At 60.8% G+C, this 18,202-nt stretch carries 14 protein-coding genes; 2 read left to right on the top strand and 12 right to left on the bottom strand.

Annotation, left to right across the window (positions count from 1 at the left end):
• Window positions 1-461: 461 nt before the first annotated feature.
• From V6766_RS18250 to V6766_RS18230, 5 genes are all read right to left on the bottom strand, one after another.
• Window positions 462-2,288 carry an ABC transporter ATP-binding protein gene (locus V6766_RS18250; RefSeq protein ID WP_448468930.1) on the bottom strand — a complete coding sequence of 609 codons (1,827 nt, stop codon included), beginning with the start codon at window positions 2,286-2,288 and terminating at the stop codon, window positions 462-464.
• Window positions 2,288-3,211 carry an ABC transporter permease gene (locus tag V6766_RS18245; protein ID WP_448468928.1) on the bottom strand — a complete coding sequence of 308 codons (924 nt, stop codon included), beginning with the start codon at window positions 3,209-3,211 and terminating at the stop codon, window positions 2,288-2,290. Before V6766_RS18245 ends, V6766_RS18250 begins: the two co-directional genes overlap by 1 nt.
• On the bottom strand, window positions 3,211-4,191 hold the full coding sequence (locus V6766_RS18240) for an ABC transporter permease (RefSeq protein WP_448468926.1): 981 nt from the start codon (window positions 4,189-4,191) through the stop codon (window positions 3,211-3,213). The genes V6766_RS18245 and V6766_RS18240 overlap by 1 nt, the downstream gene beginning before the upstream one ends.
• A gap of 135 nt (window positions 4,192-4,326) precedes the next feature.
• Window positions 4,327-5,886, bottom strand: a complete 1,560-nt coding sequence (locus V6766_RS18235) for an ABC transporter substrate-binding protein (protein WP_448468924.1) — start codon at window positions 5,884-5,886, stop codon at window positions 4,327-4,329.
• 61 nt (window positions 5,887-5,947) lie between these two features.
• Window positions 5,948-7,654: a M28 family metallopeptidase gene (locus V6766_RS18230; RefSeq protein ID WP_448468922.1), complete on the bottom strand. Its 1,707-nt coding sequence runs from the start codon at window positions 7,652-7,654 to the stop codon at window positions 5,948-5,950.
• 232 nt (window positions 7,655-7,886) lie between these two features.
• On the opposite strand from V6766_RS18230, the gene V6766_RS18225 reads away from it, so the two are divergent.
• Window positions 7,887-8,687 carry an IclR family transcriptional regulator gene (locus tag V6766_RS18225; protein ID WP_448468920.1) on the top strand — a complete coding sequence of 267 codons (801 nt, stop codon included), beginning with the start codon at window positions 7,887-7,889 and terminating at the stop codon, window positions 8,685-8,687.
• 265 nt (window positions 8,688-8,952) lie between these two features.
• Here the strand turns inward: V6766_RS18225 and V6766_RS18220 are convergent, their stop codons facing one another.
• The 7 genes from V6766_RS18220 to V6766_RS18190 form a co-directional block, all read right to left on the bottom strand.
• A complete protein-coding gene (locus tag V6766_RS18220) occupies window positions 8,953-9,990 on the bottom strand; it encodes an ABC transporter ATP-binding protein (protein ID WP_448468918.1) in 1,038 nt (345 codons plus the stop codon).
• Entirely contained in the window at window positions 9,987-10,976 is a 990-nt protein-coding gene (locus tag V6766_RS18215) for an ABC transporter ATP-binding protein (RefSeq protein WP_448468916.1), read from the bottom strand. The genes V6766_RS18220 and V6766_RS18215 overlap by 4 nt, the downstream gene beginning before the upstream one ends.
• On the bottom strand, window positions 10,973-11,896 hold the full coding sequence (locus V6766_RS18210; RefSeq protein WP_448468914.1) for an ABC transporter permease: 924 nt from the start codon (window positions 11,894-11,896) through the stop codon (window positions 10,973-10,975). Before V6766_RS18210 ends, V6766_RS18215 begins: the two co-directional genes overlap by 4 nt.
• Before the next feature lie 3 nt (window positions 11,897-11,899).
• The gene (locus tag V6766_RS18205) at window positions 11,900-12,874 is read right to left on the bottom strand and encodes an ABC transporter permease (RefSeq protein ID WP_448468912.1); all 975 of its coding nucleotides are present in this window, start codon (window positions 12,872-12,874) and stop codon (window positions 11,900-11,902) included.
• A 22-nt stretch (window positions 12,875-12,896) separates the two neighbouring features.
• Complete coding sequence (ggt, locus tag V6766_RS18200) at window positions 12,897-14,519, bottom strand: gamma-glutamyltransferase (protein ID WP_448468910.1); 1,623 nt, start codon at window positions 14,517-14,519, stop codon at window positions 12,897-12,899.
• Window positions 14,516-15,370: an alpha/beta hydrolase family protein gene (locus tag V6766_RS18195; RefSeq protein WP_448468908.1), complete on the bottom strand. Its 855-nt coding sequence runs from the start codon at window positions 15,368-15,370 to the stop codon at window positions 14,516-14,518. The genes ggt and V6766_RS18195 overlap by 4 nt, the downstream gene beginning before the upstream one ends.
• Before the next feature lie 65 nt (window positions 15,371-15,435).
• On the bottom strand, window positions 15,436-17,025 hold the full coding sequence (locus tag V6766_RS18190) for an ABC transporter substrate-binding protein (RefSeq protein ID WP_448468906.1): 1,590 nt from the start codon (window positions 17,023-17,025) through the stop codon (window positions 15,436-15,438).
• 191 nt (window positions 17,026-17,216) lie between these two features.
• Between V6766_RS18190 and V6766_RS18185 the strand changes: the two genes are divergently transcribed.
• Window positions 17,217-17,978, top strand: coding sequence for an IclR family transcriptional regulator (locus V6766_RS18185; protein WP_448468904.1), 762 nt, complete (start codon window positions 17,217-17,219; stop codon window positions 17,976-17,978).
• The last annotated feature ends 224 nt before the right edge of the window (window positions 17,979-18,202 follow it).

The raw sequence follows: 18,202 nt of genomic DNA, 5'->3' as shown, positions 1-18,202 counted from the left end.
CAGACGGCCTGTTTCAGTTCGAAGGCGCCGCCCTGGCGTATGCCGCAGGAATACGTTTCCGCGCAGGAGAGCGTTGCAAGGAGCATCGCGCGAAAAAGTGGAATCCGGTTTTCGATCCCCGATGCGTCAAAACAAAGAGCTAGAACCCTTCAGGCTTAAATGGAAGCGTTCTGCGGCAAGGAATTTGCGCCAGGACCAAGGGCTTTGGCGCAGGGCATAGCCGTCACTATGTCCAAGCCGAAGACCGCCGGTAATGGCGCAAATTCGTGCCGCCCTGCGGGTTTGCCGAAACCGGCCCTCCACTTTGTCGAAGCCCTTCGCCATAGCTATGGCTATGCCGCGCGGGCTTCTTCGAGTGGAATGACCGGTTTGGGCAAACAGAACGGATTCCATTTAAGCCTGAAGGACTCTAGAGCTGTTTGTGGGAACCCATTTTGCGGACGGACCGGCAGGAGTCCGGCCTATTCCCTGCGGACGAAGTGATCCGGCCCCGCTTCATCGTAGTGGCGCTCGGGTGTGACGAAATCCAGTGGCCGCACAGGACTTTTCAGTTCCTCGACATCGCTACCGAAACGGATTTTGCGCCGTTCGGGATCGGCAACCGGCACGGCTGCAATCAGCTTCTTCGTGTAGGGATGCTGCGGGTTTTCGAAGATGGCCGCCCGTGGCCCGATTTCGACGATCTCCCCGAGATACATTACCGCCACACGATGGCTGACGCGCTCGACGACGGCCATGTCATGCGAGATGAAGAGGTAGGAAAGCCCCATGCTCTGCTGGAGATCGAGGAGAAGATTGACGACCTGCGCCTTCACAGAAACATCGAGAGCCGAGACCGACTCGTCCGCCACGATCAGGCGCGGGTCGAGAATGAGGGCGCGCGCGATGCTGATGCGCTGACGCTGACCGCCGGAGAATTCATGCGGGTATCGATGCGCCATGTCCGCTTCGAGCCCAACGCGAACCAGAAGGTCGGCCGTCTTTTCGCGCGCCTGCCGCCGCGTCCCGAGCCCGTGGACGAGAAACGGTTCGGCGATGGCATCGCCAATCGTCATGCGCGCGTTCAGGCTGGTCGCCGGATCCTGAAAGATCATCTGGACCCGTTTGCGCATGGAGCGCAACTGCGACCGGCCGAGCCTGGCCATGTCCGTATCATCCATGAACACAGAGCCGGATGTCGGTTCGATCAGACGCAGGATAGACCGTCCGGTTGTCGACTTGCCGCAGCCGGATTCGCCGACAAGCGAGAGGGTTTCGCCACTCCTGATATCGAAGGAGACGTTCTCCACGGCATGGACTCGCCCGGTCAGGCCGCCCAGAGGGCCATCGTGAATGTCGAACCGCTTGACGAGGTTCTTGACGCTGAGGAGGGGTTTTTCCGACTTGTCAACGGTGTCGGGCGTTTCGGGTATCGGCGCCGCCTCCCCCGTGGTCTTGCTGATGACGGGAAAACGCATCGGCAGGACCTGTGATTTCATCCCGCCAAGATGCGGGACCGCCGATAGCAGAGCCCTGGTGTAAGGATGCTGCGCCGCGCGAAAGATCCGCGGTGTCGGGCCGGTTTCCACTGCATCGCCGCGATACATCACGACGGTCCGGTCCGATATTTCCGCCACCACGCCCATGTCATGGGTTATGAACATCACAGACATTCCCACTTCGTCCTGCAATTCCTTGATGAGATTGAGGATCTGGGCCTGGATCGTGACGTCGAGCGCTGTAGTCGGTTCGTCCGCGATGAGAAGCTTGGGTCTGCAGGCAAGAGCGATGGCGATCATCACGCGCTGACGCATGCCGCCCGAGAATTGATGGGCGTAGTCGGACAGGCGTTTTTCGGCTGACGGGATGCGAACCCTGTCCAGAAGGGCGATGGCCTCTTTCCTGGCGTCCTCCCGCGAGATATCGCGGTGTTGACGCAAGGTCTCTATCATATGAAATCCGATCGTATAGACCGGATTGAGGCTGGTTTCCTGGAAGATCATGGCGATCTGGTTGCCCCGGATCGCGCGCATCCTATCGTCCGGGAGAGAGAGCAAATCGCGTCCCTCGAAATCCACGGCGCCCCGAATCCGGCTGGTCGCCTTCGGCAACAGACGCATGATCGACATTGCGGTAACGCTTTTGCCAGAACCGGATTCGCCGACTACGGCGACGGTTTCCCCTCGTCCGATATCGAAGGAAATATTCCTGACGACCGGGCTCCAGGCTCCATTGACAAGAAAGGACGTCTCAAGCCCATTGACGGAAATCAGGGGGGCAAGCGTGGTCTGCGAAGCAAGAACAGCCATTATCCATGCCCTTTCGGATTGAAGATGTCACGAAGGTGATCGCCGACGAGATTGATGGTGACGATGGTAACCAGGAGCGCGACACCGGGATATATGCTCACCCAGTATTGGCCGGACAGGATGTATTTGTAGCCGTTGGCAATCAGCAGGCCGAGGCTCGGTTCGGTCACGGGAACGCCGAGACCGAGAAACGAGAGGGTCGCCTCAAGCGCGATCGCGCGGGCGATCTGGACCGTTGCGATCACGACCAGCGGCGGCAGGCAGTTCGGCAGCAAATGGCGAAAGACGATCCGATAGGACGGAACGCCGAGGCAGGATGCGGCCTCGATATATTCGCGCCGGCTTTCCACCAGCGCCGTGCCGCGCGCCGTGCGCGCATAGGTCGCCCATTCCACGATGATCAGCGCCAGCACCACATTCCCGACGCCCTTGCCCAAGAAAGCGAGAATCATCAATGCGACGAGCATGGACGGAAAGGAGAGCTGCAGGTCGACCAGACGCATGATGACACTTTCGACCCGGCCCCCGACATAGGCGGCAAGCAAACCGAGCGAGGCGCCGATCATTGCCGCGACGAAAGCGGAAGCGACGCCGACCGTCAGCGAGATGCGCAGGCCGTAAAGAATGGCCGACAGCATGTCGCGTCCCTGGTCGTCCGATCCAAGCAGATAGGAATATTCGCCGTTGGCTGCCGGGGTGCCCGGCGGCATAAGGCCATCCATGATGTTGAGTTGCAGAAGATCATAGGGGTTCTGCGGCACGATCAGCGGCGCGAATATGGCCGCCAGAATGATCAGGACAAGAACAGCCAGCGCGAAGACCGCGATCTTTGATTTCATGAAGTCGCGCAGGAGGCGCTTGCCCGGTCTCTCCGTGGCAACAAGCTGAACAGGCCCGATATCCGGTTCGTAAAGATCGGTCATCATACGCCTCCCTTCATGCTAAGTCTCACGCGCGGATCGAGAAGCGTGTAGGTCAGATCGACTGTAAGATTGATGATGGTAAACACGATGACGATCATGACCAGGTAGGCGATGATAATGGGCCTATCGAGAACATTGATGCTGTCGACAATGAGCTTGCCCGTACCCGGCCAGGCGAAAATGCTTTCCGTCACGACCGAAAACGCAATGATCGAACCGAATTCGAGGCCGAGGATCGTGATCACGGGGATCATGATGTTCTTCAACACATGCACGGCAACGACGCGACGCTCGTTCAGTCCGCGGGCGCGGGCGTAGCGGATGTAGTCCTGCGGGAGCGTTTCCTGCACGCCGGCGCGGGTGAGCCGCATCACCAGCGCCGTTTTGAACAATGACAGGTTGATTGCCGGGAGCAGCAGATGACGTAGGCCGTCAACCGTGAGAAACGACCAGCCGACGCCGAACACCTTCACGGTTTCCCCGCGGCCACTGGCGGGAAGCCACCCCAATTGGACCGCGAAAACCATGATCAGGATGATGCCAACCCAGAAGGTGGGCAGGGAAAACCCGAGAATGCTTCCCGCCATCAGTGTCTTGGCTGACAGGCTGTCGGGCCGAAGCCCGGCATAAAGCCCCAGCGGTATGCCGATGGCCACGGATATCACCATGGCGCTCATTGCCAGTTCGAATGTCGCGGGCATACGCTCGAGAATGATCTGGAGAGCCGGCCGGTTGTAGACGTAGCTGTTGCCGAGATCTCCGCGCAACGCATTTTTCAGGAAGTCGAAATACTGGATGTAAAGCGGCTGATCGAGCCCGAGGGAGTGGATCAGACGCAACCGCTCCGCCTGGGTCGCATCCGGTGGAATGAGAATATCGACCGGGTTGCCGATCACGTTGACGCCAATGAAGACGATTACCGTCATGGCGAGAATGACGAGCGCAGCCTGGAAAAACCGCCTGCCGAGCCAAAGGGCCATCTGCGTTTACCTTAGTTCCGGAGTTTTCGTTTCGAGCCGTGCACGCACTTTTTCAGCCCCGGAAGTCGGGGCCCGGGCGCTCGGCTGTCACGACGCCCGGGCCTGCGAGAAGCCCGGGCGCCCGCCGATGACAGTCTATTGTTCGCGAATGTTGCGCGCCATAGTAAAACCGTCGGCGCGCGGCTCGAGCAACAGCCCTTTGCGCACGCCCCAGCTCGACTTCAGGAAGAACAGCGGAAGCAGCGCATGGTCCTTGATCGCAACCTCGGTCGCTTTTTTCAGCAGTTCTTCACTTTCCGCCTCGTCGAACGTGCTCTGCGATTCCATGATGAGCTCGTCGACCTCAGGGTTCGAATAGAAGTTATTGTTGTTTGCGCCGTAGCCGTTTTCCTTGTCGACGGTCTGAAGCACCGTCGTCACCATGCTGGTCGTGCTGCCGGTCGGCGTGCCGTACATGATCATGAAGAAGGAGAATTCGTTCGCGCGCGCGCGTTTGAAGAAGACCGAGGTGGGCATGGCGTCCACGCTCGTCTTGATTCCGATCGCGGTAAGCATGGCCGCGACCGCCTGGCAGGTCTGAACGTCGCCGGTGAAGCGGTTGTTGTAGCAATGGATCGTCATGCGGAACCCGTCAGGATATCCGGCCTTGGCAAGCAGCTCCTTCGCTTTCGCGGGATCGTATTCGGGAACGCCCAGTGAGGGCACATAGCCCTGCATTTCCTCGGCCGCGAGTTGGCCTGTGGGAACCGCCGCGCCATTCATGATGCGCTCGGCAAGACCCGTACGGTTGATCGCGATGTTCACCGCCTCCCGGACGTCGGGGTCGCTGAACGGGTTCTCCTTGAGATCCGAACCGTCATTGGCCTTGATGAAGGGGGAATTCGGTCTGACGCTGTCGAAGGAAAGGTATACGTTGAATACCGAGGTGTCCTCGACGAGGCTGGTCTTGCCGCTGTCAGCAATCTGCTTGCTAAGGTTGCCGGGAACCTGGTCGATGACATCGACATCACCGGCAAGCAGACCTGCAACCCTGGCGCTGTCATCGGGAATGAACCGGTAAGTGACCTTGTCCCACGGCTCCACGCCATTCCAGTAGTCCGGATTCTTCTCCAGAACCACGCTGTCGCCGGGCGTCCATTTGATCCAGCGGTAAGGGCCCGTGCCGATGGCGGCGCTGCCGCCATTGAAATCTTCCTCGGTCGCGTCCTTGGCTGCCTTGGCCGAGACCATGCCTATGGAGGTCAGGTTCCATGGCAACATCGAAGTCGGCGTCTTGGTCTTGATGATCACGGTGTGGTCGTCCTTGGCCTCGACCGAGGCGATATCCTTGAGATACCCGGCATAGGTGCGCAGCCCCTTGATCGTTATACCGCGATTGAGAGAGAAGACCACGTCCTGTGCCGTGAAGGGCGTGCCGTTGGAAAACTTGACGTCCTCCCGAAGTCGGAATTCCCAGGTTGTGTCATCAAGAGGCTTCCAAGACGTCGCCAACCAGGGGACCGGCCTCAGATAGCGGTCCTGATATACCAGCGGCTCGTAGACCTGCAGATCCACGTTGCGGTTCGGCGTGTAGAGTTGATGAGGATCAGCGTTGTCGACAGCGGCTTTCATGCCGATGACAAGATCCTTCGCGGTCGCCGCGCCCGTCATCAGGCCTGCGATCAATATTGCGAGTAAGGCTGTTCTAGGTTTCATTCGGAGTTCCCCTTTTTGGTTGATTGGTTTCCGTTTAAAGTGCCTCTTTGTCCCGCCCCGGCTAATCCATGCAGGCGGCTGTCCGTTCAAGGTGCCAGGCGATGCGATTGCGCGCGCGGACGGCGTCGACCATTGCAAAACGGAAGAAATCCGTTCCGGGGGTCGCCGCGGACAGGATGCGGAGCGGCTCCAGCACCGGCCATGCGGGCAGGGCGAGCGCCGGCTCGTGGACGAACCGGTCTCCGCGGCTGTGTTCGAGCAGCACCAGTTCACGCGAGGCGCGTATGATGGCGCTGTTGATCAATGGCGGCGCGCTATGTTTGTGAAGGGCGTGAAGGCGGTCGGTCGCCGCGTCAATGCCCGAGATCAATACGCCGAGGTCCAGGTTCTCGCCGAGTTTTTCCTGAAGTGGAAACAACTCCGAGCGCAAGTCTTCAAGCGACGCGAGAATGTCGATCGGGAGCACGTCCTCGGTCAGAAGCCGCCATACGCATTCAAGGACGACCCTGGCGTCGCGCACGAGATTCGCCTCATCGATCTTGTCGATCAGGTCGTCGGGCGTATGCCACCACCAGCCGAGCGCGTTGCGCATCTTGCTGTCGGGATCAGTAAACTGGCCGCTCAGGGACCCGAACATCGACGGAATCCCGATCCCCTGAAGCGATTCATCGGCTGAGCGGACTTTTCGCTTGCCGGCAAGCACCTGCCCGGTTTCGGCTGCGATTGCTCTGGCGGCGAGCGGCCGCAAAGAACGCATGACACCGGTATTTTTCAGATTGCCCGCGCCGATACCTCCTGGGCTGTCGATATTGACATGGGCGACGCATCGCCGGTCGAAGTCGGCCCAGTTCTGGTCCGCGTACCAGGCGGATCCGGAATACCGGCCCTGGGAATGGCCGGACCAGATGCAGATCCGAAGGGCACGCCGCCAGTGAGCGCGTTGCGAAGCGACAAGGCGCGCCACCTCGATCATGCAGGCGTTAGCCGACCCGTTGTCCATGACGCCGTAGTACCATGTATCGTGATGACCGGAGAACAGCACGAACGGCGCCTCTCCGGTCGGTTCGGCCGCAGCCATCTCCGCCACGAGCAGCGGCGTCTTTCGCCAGCCGGTGTCCACCTCGGCGTGGATAAGCGCCTCACGCCCGCCTTCGGCCATCTGTTTGCGGATCGCGAGGCCAGTCGCCGCCGAGACGGATATGACCACGCAGGCCGGCAGGTCCTTCATCGTCTGTACCGAAGGGTTCCCCCAGACCGGGGAGATGCACATCTCGTGAATATGCTCGTGAGGACTGACATGGATGATGCCGGCGACGCCGAGCGCCGTCATGCGATGCGCCACGTCCGGCGAGGCGATTCCGTCGACGACGACGACCTTTCCGGCAACCGCGCCGCTCGGCAGGTCGTCCGCCAGGCCGGAGGGCAGGTCCACCAGATCCGCCTTCAGTCCGTCGACCGGGGAAGATATCCCCATCGAATGGGTGATACAGGCATATTCGGTAGAGGCGATCCGCAGTCCGGCCTTACCGGGAAGACTGATATAGGCGTCGTGTTCCAGCATGGAAGTCTCGAAACCGATATCCGCGAGCTTCGAACGAAGGCCTTCCAGACTCTCGCGCTCGGACGGCGTTCCGGCCAGTTTGGTGAAGCGCGCCAGATGATCCAGCGTTTCCATCATGCGCGCGCCGCTGACGACATCCTTCAGTTCGCCGAGCACGGCGCCGTCAGGCTCCAACATCAATTCCACAGCCGCATGCTCGCCTGTCATCACTCCTGCACTCCGTATTACCGCATCTGAATTTCGATTCCGGCGTTCCCGCCGCCAGTCAGTCGCGCAAGCCAGGCGCGCCGGATCTTTCGGTGAGGTTAGTGCATGTTGATATCACTAGTCAATACTGATAATACATGTCACATCTAGTGTTACAAACTGCGAATTGCCCATTGCCATCCATCCCTCTACAACAGGGCCTTGGGCATCGTTGCAACGGAAGGGGCAAAGCGTGTCGGTTGCGGAAGACAGAAAAGACAACAGCTATCGCATCGAGGCCGTCGACTGCGCGATCGACGTGCTGCAGGCGATCGCCGAGGAACCGGGCCTGGCGATGGCCGATATCGCCCGCAAGGTGGGCGGCAGCCGGCAACGCATATTCCGCATGATCAGGACGCTCGAGGCGCGCGATCTCGTCACCCGCGGCAATGACGGAAAGTCCTACCGCATTGGCTTCGCCACCCTGTTGCTCGGAGCCGCCGCGCGGGGGCAATTCGACCTTGTCCAGATTGCCGAACCTGCGATGTTGGAGCTTGGACGCGCGACGCAGGAGACAGTGCAATTGCGCATCCGTGACGGCGACGAATCCCTGTGCGTCTTCCGCTGGGAGCCGGAGCGGGCGGTGCGCGTTCATTCTGAGGTCGGGCAACGGGGCGCCTTTTACGGCGGATCGAGCAAGATATTTCTCGCCTATATGGAAGAGGATGAACTGGCGCGGTTTCTGGCCGCGCCGTTGCCGCGGCTGACGGCGAACTCGATCGTCGATCCGGCCGTTCTGCGGGAGCGCCTCGCCCGAATCCGGGCGGACGGCTACGCGATCAGCCACGGCGAGGTCAATGATGAGCTGGTCTCGATCAGCGCTCCTGTCTTCGCGTCGGGTTCCAGGGTCGCCGCGGTGCTCAATCTCGCCGCCCCCGCGTCCAGAATGTCCGCATCCACCGCCCAGCAGGTCGTTCCGCAGGTCATGGCCGCTGCGGAGAAGATCAGCCGCGTCATCAGGCTTACCAATCCGCCGGCGGGTCTCCAGAACTGAGGTTGCCCGCCCGGATATCATCCACAGAGCATTTCGCAGTCAGGTGGAAACACCTGACGTCCGCGAAAATGCGTCAAAACAAAGAGATAGAGCTGTTTCGCATTTCCGTGAAACACGGAACAGCTCCAGAGAGAAACACGGCGAAATTGGCTGACGGCGGCGCTGGATTCTTTCTTTTGACGCGTCGGCCGAAAAACCGGACTCCGCTTTTTCGGCTGATGCTCCAATGGCGAGGCAAGCCCGCAGGGCCGGATTTCAAAATGGATCAACCGTTGAGGTGACAGGCGGAGCGGTGACCCGGCGCGATTTCGCGCAACCGCGGCGCCTCTTCGCGACAGCGTTTCGTGGCGTGCGGGCAGCGGGGATGGAAGTGGCAGCCCGAAGGCGGTGAAAGCGGACTGGGCAGTTCGCCCTTGACCGGCGAAAACCGGCGCTTCGTCGTTTCGATCCGCGGGATTTCGGAAAGCAGGGCCTGTGTGTAGGGATGGCTCGGCCGCGTGAAGATGTCGTCGGCATCGGCTTCCTCGACGATCCGCCCGAGATACATGATCGCCACCCGGTCGGAGATGTGTTCGACGACGCCGAGATCATGGCTGACGAACAGATAGGTCAGGCCGAGCGTCTCGCGCAGATCCATGAACAGGTTGATGACCTGCGCCTGGATCGAGACGTCCAGCGCGGCGACGCTTTCGTCGCACACCAGGAACTCCGGTCGCACGGCGAGGGCGCGGGCAATATTGACGCGCTGACGCTGGCCTCCCGAAAACTGGTGGGAAAAGCGCCGTTTCATCGCCGGGTCGAAGCCCGCCATCCGGAGATAGCGATCGACGTAAGGGCCGTCCGGGCCGTCGATCAGGCGGTGGGCGCGCGGCGCCTCGGCCACGATTTCCGAGATCGTCATGCGCGGATTAAGGGCGGCCATGGGGTTCTGGAAAATCATCTGGATGTCGAGATCGACCGCGTGACGCTCACGCTGCGTCATCGCCGCGCGGTCCCGGCCCTTCCACAGGACCGAACCGGAGCTTGGCGGCAGAATGCCCGCCGCGATCCGGCCCAGCGTCGATTTTCCGCAACCAGATTCGCCAACGAGGCCCAGGACCTCGCCGGACCGCACCGTGAGGTCCACGCCGTCTATGGCATGCACGACGGATCGGGGGCGGGCGAGTTTCAATCCGATCGCGATCCGCTCGGCAAGGTCAGGCTGCGCACCGAACCTGCGCGTCACGCCGCGAAGCTCGAGAACCGATGAGGCGGCGGTTTCCGTCGTGGAGAGATTCGGTGCCTGCTGTGGCGATACGGTCATGGTCGTGCTCCGGCAACGTGTTCGGCGACGGGGTGAAAACAGCGATATTCGCGGTCTCCCTCGATCGATAGCTCCGGCTGGACCAGACACCGCGCATCGGCGCGGTCGCAGCGGGTCTGGAAGGCGCAGCCGGCCGGAAGCCGGCCGAGGCCGGGCGTCATGCCAGGTATCTGCATCAGGCGCTGGCCCCTCGAATTCTGGCTGGGCACGGAACCGATCAGACCTTTCGTATAAGGATGGCGGGGCCGGGTCAGAATGTCGGCAACGGGACCACTTTCGACGAGCCGTCCGGCATACATGACGGCGATCCTGTCGGCCAACCGCGAAACGATCGCCAGGTCGTGGGTGATCCAGATGACGGCGGTATCGGCGGTTTCCGCCAGGCGCTGGAACTCGTGGATGACCTGCGCCTGAATGGTCACGTCGAGCGCGGTTGTCGGCTCGTCGGCGATGATCAGGTCCGGCCTGTGCAGAATCGCGATGGCGATGGCCACGCGCTGCCGCATGCCGCCGGAAAACTGATGCGGATAGGCCTCCATCCGCTCTTCGGGGCTCGGAATGCCGACCATGGCCAGTGCATCGCGGGCGCGCGACCACGCCTCGCGCCGCGAAAGCCGCTCGTGGGCATGCAGGGTTTCGGTGAGCTGGGTTCCGACACGCAGCACCGGATTGAGCGTCATCATCGGGTCCTGGAAGACCATGGCGATCCGCCGCCCGCGCAGATCGCGCATTTCCGCAGGACCAAGGCCCGCCAGGTCCCGGCCGTCGAAGAGGACCTGACCTTGGCTGATGCGCCCGGGCGGATCGACCAGCCCCATGATCGAAAATCCGGTAACCGATTTGCCCGATCCGGATTCTCCGACCAGTCCCAGTATTTCTCCCCTTTCCAGGGAAAAGCTGACATCGTCCACGGCTCTCAGCCCGGGTTTTCCCGGATGCATGCCGAATTCGGTCACGAGATTGCGAACTTGGAGGATCGGCGTCATAGCGCATTCCTCGGGTTCAGGACATCGCGGAGCCGGTCGCCGACGAGGTTGATGGCGACAATCGTGATCAGCAGCGCGATACCCGGAAAGAAGCTGATCCAGTAATGACCGCTCAGGAGATATTTATAGCCGTTGGCGATCAGCATGCCGAGGGACGGCTGGGTCACCGAGGCCCCGAGACCGAGGAAGGAAAGCGTCGCTTCGAGGCTGATGGCGCGGGCGACCTGCATGGTGGCGATCACGATGACCGGCGCCAGACAGTTGGGCAGCAGGTGCCGGAACAGGATCCGCCGGCCTGGCAGATTGAGGTTGCGGGCGGCCTCGATATATTCTTTCTCGCGCTCCACCAGAGCCGTGCTGCGCACGGTTCTGGCGTAGGTGGCCCATTCGGCGATGATCAGCGCGATGACCACGTTCATGACTCCCTTGCCAAGCACGGCCAACAGCATCAGCGCCATGAGAATGGTGGGAAAGGAGAGCTGGAGATCGACCAGCCGCATAAGCAGCGTTTCCGTGCGCCCGCCGATATAGGCGGCCAACAGACCAATGGTCGTGCCGATCAGCGCCGCGGCAAGCGCGGACAGCAGACCGACAGTCAGGGAAGTCCTGAGGCCAAAGAATATCCCCGACAGGATATCGCGACCCTGTCCGTCGGTGCCCAGCCAGTAGTGCATTCCGGTCATCGATTCCGATCCCGGTGGCAGTCGTCCGTCGAGGATGTCGAGTTGAGAAAGGTCATAAGGATTTTGCGGTGCCAGCACGGGGGCGAAAATCGCGATCAGCGCTATGACCACGAGCGTGAGGAAGCTGATCGCGGCGCTCGGCGAGGCGAAAAAGGCAAGGACCCTGCGCCGCCGCAACGCCTTGATGGACTCCGGTTGTTCCGAGGACAGGACGGTATCAACTGGTGTGTCTGTCATAGGTCACCCTTTGTTGTCGATGCGGATGCGCGGGTCGAGGAGCATGTAACAGATGTCGGTGAGGAAATTGATGGTCACGAACAGGAGAACCATCATCATCAGGTAGGCGACGATCACCGGTCGGTCGAGCAGGTTGATGCTCTCGATGATCAGCCGTCCCATGCCGGGCCAGGCGAAGATACTTTCGGTCACGACCGAAAAGGCGATCAGGGACCCAAATTCCAGCCCGATGATGGTGACAACCGGTATCATCAGGTTTTTCAGCACATGAACGAACACAATCCGGCGCTCGCGCAATCCCTTGGCGCGCGCAAATTTGACATAGTCCTGCGGCAGCACTTCCTGAACGCCCGCTCGCGTCAGGCGCATCACCATGGACGTCTTGAACAGCGCCAGATTGATGGCCGGCAGGATCAGGTGCTTCAGGCCGTCGAGCGTCAGAAACGACCATTGGATTCCGAGCAGCGGGGCCGTTTCGCCACGGCCATTGGATGGCAGCCAGCCGAGATCTACCGAAAACAGCATGATCAGCATCAGCCCGACCCAGAAGGTCGGCAGGGAAAAGCCGAGGATCGAGCCCGACATGATAAAATGGGAAGAGGGCCGGTCGGGGTAGAGCCCGGCATAAAGACCGAGCGGAATGCCGATGACGATCGCGATGATCAACGCGCTGAAGGCCAGCTCGAGCGTCGCCGGCAGGCGCTGGAGGATGATCGTCAGCGCTGGTCGCCCATAGACGAAACTGTTGCCGAAATCGCCATGCAGCAGGCCCCTCAGGAACAGGAGGTATTGCTCCCAAAGAGGCTTGTCGAGCCCGTAAAAGGCGATGACTCGCGCCCGCTCGGCCTGGTTTGCATCCGGATTGATCAGAATGTCGACGGGATTGCCGATGACGTTCACGCCGATGAAGACGATGATCGTCATGGCGATGATGACGAACAGCGCCTGTATCAGCCTTCGGATCAGCGATGTTGCCATTTCCTGGCCCTCCTTTCCGATCTCACCGCGGTACGCGAACCGAAAGGGACATGCCGTCCCTTTGCGGATCCGCCGCCCCCGTCGATAACTGGTCTGGACCTACGCTGATCGCGTGCAGCGCGGCGAAGGCATAAGCCTGCGGCGAACGTTCCACCGCATAGCCGTCGGCGATCAGTTCCCCCTCAACTGACCTGCGGATGCGATTGCAGATATCTATCGTATTGGAAACGCCGACAACGCGCGGCGCGACGATGGCTTCCAGGACACTCATGTCGAAATCGATCATGTTCATGATGCACTGAGCCACGGTCGGAGCGATGTAGCTGCCGCCCGGCGCGCCGACGACGATGCGCGCGCGGCCATTCTCGAAGACGATTGTCGGCGCCGCCGAACTCGGACGCCGCTTGCCCGGCGCGATCGACCCCGGATGTCCGGGGAAAGGCGTGAAGCGGCTCATCGTGCCATTGTACATGAACCCGAGCCCGTCGGTAATGACGCCCGAAGGGCTTCCGAGCGTGTGCGTCATGGCGACGGCATTGCCTTTACCGTCAACGACGGAAACATGCGTCGTATCGCGCTGCGACATATCCATGCGCTCGACAAAGGCCCGCTCTCCGGCCCGGATGGACGCCGCATGCATTGCCGCGCGTTCTCGCGAAAGCAGCTTGTCGACCGGAACGTCGACATATTGGGGATCACCCATGAAGGCATCCTTGTCGAGGGTCATCCGCTTCATCGCCTCAAACAACAGCGTGACATGGCCCGTTCCCGCATGTTCCATGCTGGCGATGTCGAAATGCTCCAGAATCTGCAACAGCTCGATCACCGACACTCCGGAACCTGGCGGCGGAGACGAGGCGATGCGCCGTCCGCGATAGCTGCCCCAGGCGGGCGCGACGACCTGAAGCGTGTACGCGGCGAGGTCGTCCATGCCGATCAGCCCGCCATGGGCGGCGAAATCTTCAGCGATCCGTTCCGCCAGTTCGCCGCGGTAGAAAATATCGGCGTCTCCGCTCCGGGCGATCAACTCCAGGGTATCGGCCAGATCGGGGTTGACGAGGCGCTCGCCGACGGAGCGCAGGCGGCCGTCGCCGTGGAAATAGATTTTGCGTCCGCTTTCCGTCAGCCTCAGCTTGTCAAGCGTATTGGCGAAGCCGTCGCTGGACTGATCCTTGGTCCAGTACCAGTGCATGTGGTTGCGGATATTGAAACCCTCGCGCGCATAGCGGATGGCCGGGGCGATCAGATCCGCCCAGTCGAAGGTGCCGTAACGCCTGAGCGCCTCTTCATACCCTTTCAGCGAACCGGGCGTGCAGACGGCGTGGTAACCCATATCGGAGATGTTGCCGTCGAGGATATAGCCGAAACCGTCTCGGCTCTGGCCCCTGACCTTGTCGACCCACATGTCCGGCGTGGCGGCCAAGGGCGCGCGCGCGTAGAATTCGAGAATCTCGTGAACGCCGCGTTCCGGCATGAAGACATGCATGGAGCCGAAACCGCCGATGCCCGCCATCTGGGGATCGACGACCCCCTGGGTGAAGGCGCAGGCCAGCGCGGCATCGATCGCGTTTCCGCCCTGCTCGAGAATACGCGCGCCGGCTTCAACGGCTTCGGGCTGCGGCGCGCAAATGGTTGCATTGCTCATCGGGTCTCGATCTTCCCAAGCTGTTTCCTGAAAAAGGCTTTCACGTGGCCGAGAACCTTCATGCGGTCGTGGGAGATGCCCGGAACGATGTCGAGCGTAACGTCGACACCGGCGCTCTCGAAGGATTTCGCCAGCGATTTCAGTCGTTCCGGCCGCGTTCGTCCGGCGTCATTGGCGCCTTCCATGTAGTAGCGTGAGTCCGGTTTGTGGGTGATTTCCCAGGTCTCGAGGTCTGCGTCCCCGACAACCATCTGCACCGGCACCCGCGCCAGCGCTGCCGCATCGAACGGCTTGCCGAACAACGCCTCGACATTGCGGATGCCGACCCACCAGTCGCGTTCCGGATCGAGAAGCGTGACCGAGCCCGGCGCGCCGACGGAGGCGGCCCAGAGTTTTTCGGGATGGAGAATCGCAAAGCGATGGGTGAAGTGTCCGCCGCCGGAAAAGCCGAACATGGCGAAACGCGACCAGTCCTGAGCGTATTTCCCGGCCATTTCCTCGACCATGGACAGGATCGCCAGATCGTAGCGCAGGTCGCCTTCAATGATGTATTTGTAGCCCGACCGCGCGCCGTCTCCCCGAACGTTCATAGGAAAGATCGGACAGAGGACAGCACAGTCATTATACTCGCAGAATTCGGCGAAACCGTCGCGGAATTCTATGGCCGAGGTGCGGCCTGTGCCGTGGACGGCGACGATCAGCTTGAGTGGGCGACCCTCTGCAGCAACCTTCGGGACGTAGAGGAGCATGTGCAGGCGAGGGTCGAAGCGGGACGCGAATATCGCGGTCGCGCCATAGTCATAGATCGCCGCCGCGCGCGCGCGCGCATCGGTGTCACCGAGCTCTTTCATGTTTTTTCTCCGGAAAATTTCGGCGGCCGCAGTGCATCGCGGCCGCCTTTTATCGAACTCTGCGCTTATTCGTCAGACTTCACGTCATAGGCGAGCGTATACTTGTCCCCGCGCGGGGAGTATTCGATCCCCTTGCGCGCGCCCAGTACGACATTTTCGTAATGCATGGGAAGGATTAGATATTCGTTGAAGGTCATTTCCGAAACGTCCTCAAGGATCGGCCTGCGATCATTCTCATCGAGCGTCCGGTTGGCCTCGTCGATCAGGGCATCAAGTGCGGGAACGCTAACGCCGCCGCCATTGTAGCGCCCCGTTCCCTTTTCGGAGTCGCGGGTCGCGACCAGAGCCGTCGCCGGATTGGAGACTTCCCCGGTATTGACGCCCCACGAGGCAAGGAAAAGGCTGAAGTCTCCCGCTGCATAACGGTCAGCATACATCGACCACGGCATGACCTCGACCTGGGTATCGACGCCGACACGGGCGAACATCTGGCCCACGGCCTGCAGAACTTCGCTGTCGTCGACATAGCGTCCTGACGGACCGTGGATCGTCAGCTTGAAGCCGTCGGGATAGCCGGCTTCCGCCAGCAGCGCCTTGGCGCCCTCCGGATCGTACTTGACCGGCTCGACCTTATCCGAATGGCCAAAATAGCCTTCGGCGACAAACTGGTCGGCGACGGTCCCGTTCTTCTGCATGACGCGTTCAACGATTGCCTCTCGGTTGATCGCCATCAGCAGCGCCTTGCGCACCCGCTCGTCCTTGAAGGGATTGGTCGGAAGGGGCGAACCGTCCTTCGCCGTCGCGAACGGTGTCACATCGTTTTCCTGGTCAGTGCCAAGATAGACGATGCGCGTGGACTGGCCGCGGATTATATCGAGATTATCATTGCTTTCGACGCGGTCGGCACCCTCGCCGGGTAGGGTCTCGATCAGGTCGATGTCGCCGGAAAGCAGGCCCGCGAGGCGAGCCCCGTCATCAGGCACGAAGCGCAGGGTCACCTTTGACCAGTCGGCCGGTTGCTCGAAGTAATCATCATTGCGGACGAGTTCGAGACGGTCGCCCGGCGTGTAGCCGGCAAACTTGAACGGACCGGTTCCGACCGCCGCCTTGCCATTGTCGAAATCCTCGACGCTTGCGTCGGCGTAATCGGAGCTGATGATCCGGATGCGGCTCAGGGAGTTGAGGATCATCGGATCTGGAGCGGTCGTCTCGACCACGATCGTCAGCGGGTCGGTGGCTGTCACGTCCTTGATGGTGCGGGTATAGGAGGCGAAGCTCTGGCTCGGCTTGTCGCGGGCGCGAAGCAGCGAGGCGGTGACGTCTTCGGCGTCGAAATCGGAACCGTCGTGGAAGGTCACGCCCTCACGCAGCTTGAACTCCCAATGAGTCGGGTCGATCACTTTCCAGCTGGTCGCCAGTTGCGGCATGTTCTCGGCGGACCCGCTGCGATTGATCAGGCTGTCGAAGATATGACGCGACATCGCGTTGTTCGGGGCGCTGCTGTCTTCATGCGGATCGAGTGTCGTCGGCGTCGTGGACATGCCGACCACGAGCATTTCGCCCTGCTGGGCGTGAGCGCCAAGGGGCAAGGTTGCGGCCGCCACCATGGCCAGAACGGATTTATGGAGCGCGCGTCTGGTAAGGCGAAGGGTCATCGTGTTCTCCTCTGTGTTTTGCACATTCGCTCTTGGTTTTGGCGATCCGCGAGCGGAATCTTTGGTTGCGAATGTGGGTAATTCTGGTTTGGCCGTTTATGTAAAGTCAAGGTAATTTTTTCATTGTTACGACTGTCGTAACGACATAAGTTGTAGTTTTCGAAACGTTGAACGAGTGATCGGAGAGCGGCTTGGACAAAGTAGAAAAAATAAATAATATTGATTATATACAATCAGTTGACCTTGCGATTTCAATTCTGATCGAAATCGCTGGTTCGGCCGATATCACCCTCAGCGAAACAGCACGGAGACTGGGCGAGAGCAAGCCTCGAATATTGCGATCGTTACGTACAATGGAACGGCGTGGTCTGCTTCAGAGGTCACAGAAAGGCGGCTACCGGCTCGGCACGGCCATGCTGGTGCTCGGCAGCGCCGCCTCGACCCAGGTTGATCTCGTCAAACGTGCGGAGCCGGTTCTCGACCAACTCGCGCTCAAGGCCAATGAAACTGTGCAGTTGCGCATCCGGCTCAATACCGAGACCCTGTGCATTGCCAAGGCTGAACCATCGAGGGATCTCAGGGTCCATGCCCATATCGGCAAGCGAAGGCCGCTCTATGCCGGATCGAGCAAGACGATCTTGGCCTTCCTGCCCGAGGAGAGCTGGGACACGTTATTGCCGGAAAGCTTTACGCGCTTCACCGCGAACACGATCACGAAGAAGGAGAGGTTATTTCAGGAACTCAGGAAAATCCGGGCAAACGGCTATTGCGTAAGTTACGGGGAGGTTAGCGACCAATTGGTCGCGATCTCCGTTCCGGTATGCGGCTTCGACGGAATGGCGCTCGCCTGCCTGAATATCGTCGCCCCGAGTTTCCGCACGGAGCAGGCCGACATCGACCGCTACCGTCATCTGCTCAAGGATGCCGCCCGCAAGATCGAACGCAATATCTAGCTCTATATTTGCACGAGCGGACTTGAGCGCCATGGAGCGGGCCGCCGATCAGCACGGGAACGGCGCCGCGAGAAACCACTGCGCCGACGGCCTTGCGGATGGTGTGTCCCGGTTGCCCGCCGCATCGTTTTCGTCAAAGGGCAGGTTGCCGCAATCGGCGGCGCGCAGACCGGTTTCGGGAAGCTTCTGGAACCGGTTGTCATTGGCCGTTTCGGTGTTGACGG

The organism is Martelella sp. AMO21009 (genome assembly GCF_053484295.1).
This window is presented reverse-complemented; position numbering and strand designations above follow the sequence as displayed.

Coding starts and splice junctions, on each gene's coding strand:
- V6766_RS18250 (WP_448468930.1), bottom strand. CDS start 2,288: ATGGCTGTTCTTGCTTCGCAGACCACGCTTGCCCCCCTGATTTCCGTC.
- V6766_RS18245 (WP_448468928.1), bottom strand. CDS start 3,211: ATGACCGATCTTTACGAACCGGATATCGGGCCTGTTCAGCTTGTTGCC.
- V6766_RS18240 (WP_448468926.1), bottom strand. CDS start 4,191: ATGGCCCTTTGGCTCGGCAGGCGGTTTTTCCAGGCTGCGCTCGTCATT.
- V6766_RS18235 (WP_448468924.1), bottom strand. CDS start 5,886: ATGAAACCTAGAACAGCCTTACTCGCAATATTGATCGCAGGCCTGATG.
- V6766_RS18230 (WP_448468922.1), bottom strand. CDS start 7,654: ATGACAGGCGAGCATGCGGCTGTGGAATTGATGTTGGAGCCTGACGGC.
- V6766_RS18220 (WP_448468918.1), bottom strand. CDS start 9,990: ATGACCGTATCGCCACAGCAGGCACCGAATCTCTCCACGACGGAAACC.
- V6766_RS18215 (WP_448468916.1), bottom strand. CDS start 10,976: ATGACGCCGATCCTCCAAGTTCGCAATCTCGTGACCGAATTCGGCATG.
- V6766_RS18210 (WP_448468914.1), bottom strand. CDS start 11,896: ATGACAGACACACCAGTTGATACCGTCCTGTCCTCGGAACAACCGGAG.
- V6766_RS18205 (WP_448468912.1), bottom strand. CDS start 12,874: ATGGCAACATCGCTGATCCGAAGGCTGATACAGGCGCTGTTCGTCATC.
- ggt (WP_448468910.1), bottom strand. CDS start 14,519: ATGAGCAATGCAACCATTTGCGCGCCGCAGCCCGAAGCCGTTGAAGCC.
- V6766_RS18195 (WP_448468908.1), bottom strand. CDS start 15,370: ATGAAAGAGCTCGGTGACACCGATGCGCGCGCGCGCGCGGCGGCGATC.
- V6766_RS18190 (WP_448468906.1), bottom strand. CDS start 17,025: ATGACCCTTCGCCTTACCAGACGCGCGCTCCATAAATCCGTTCTGGCC.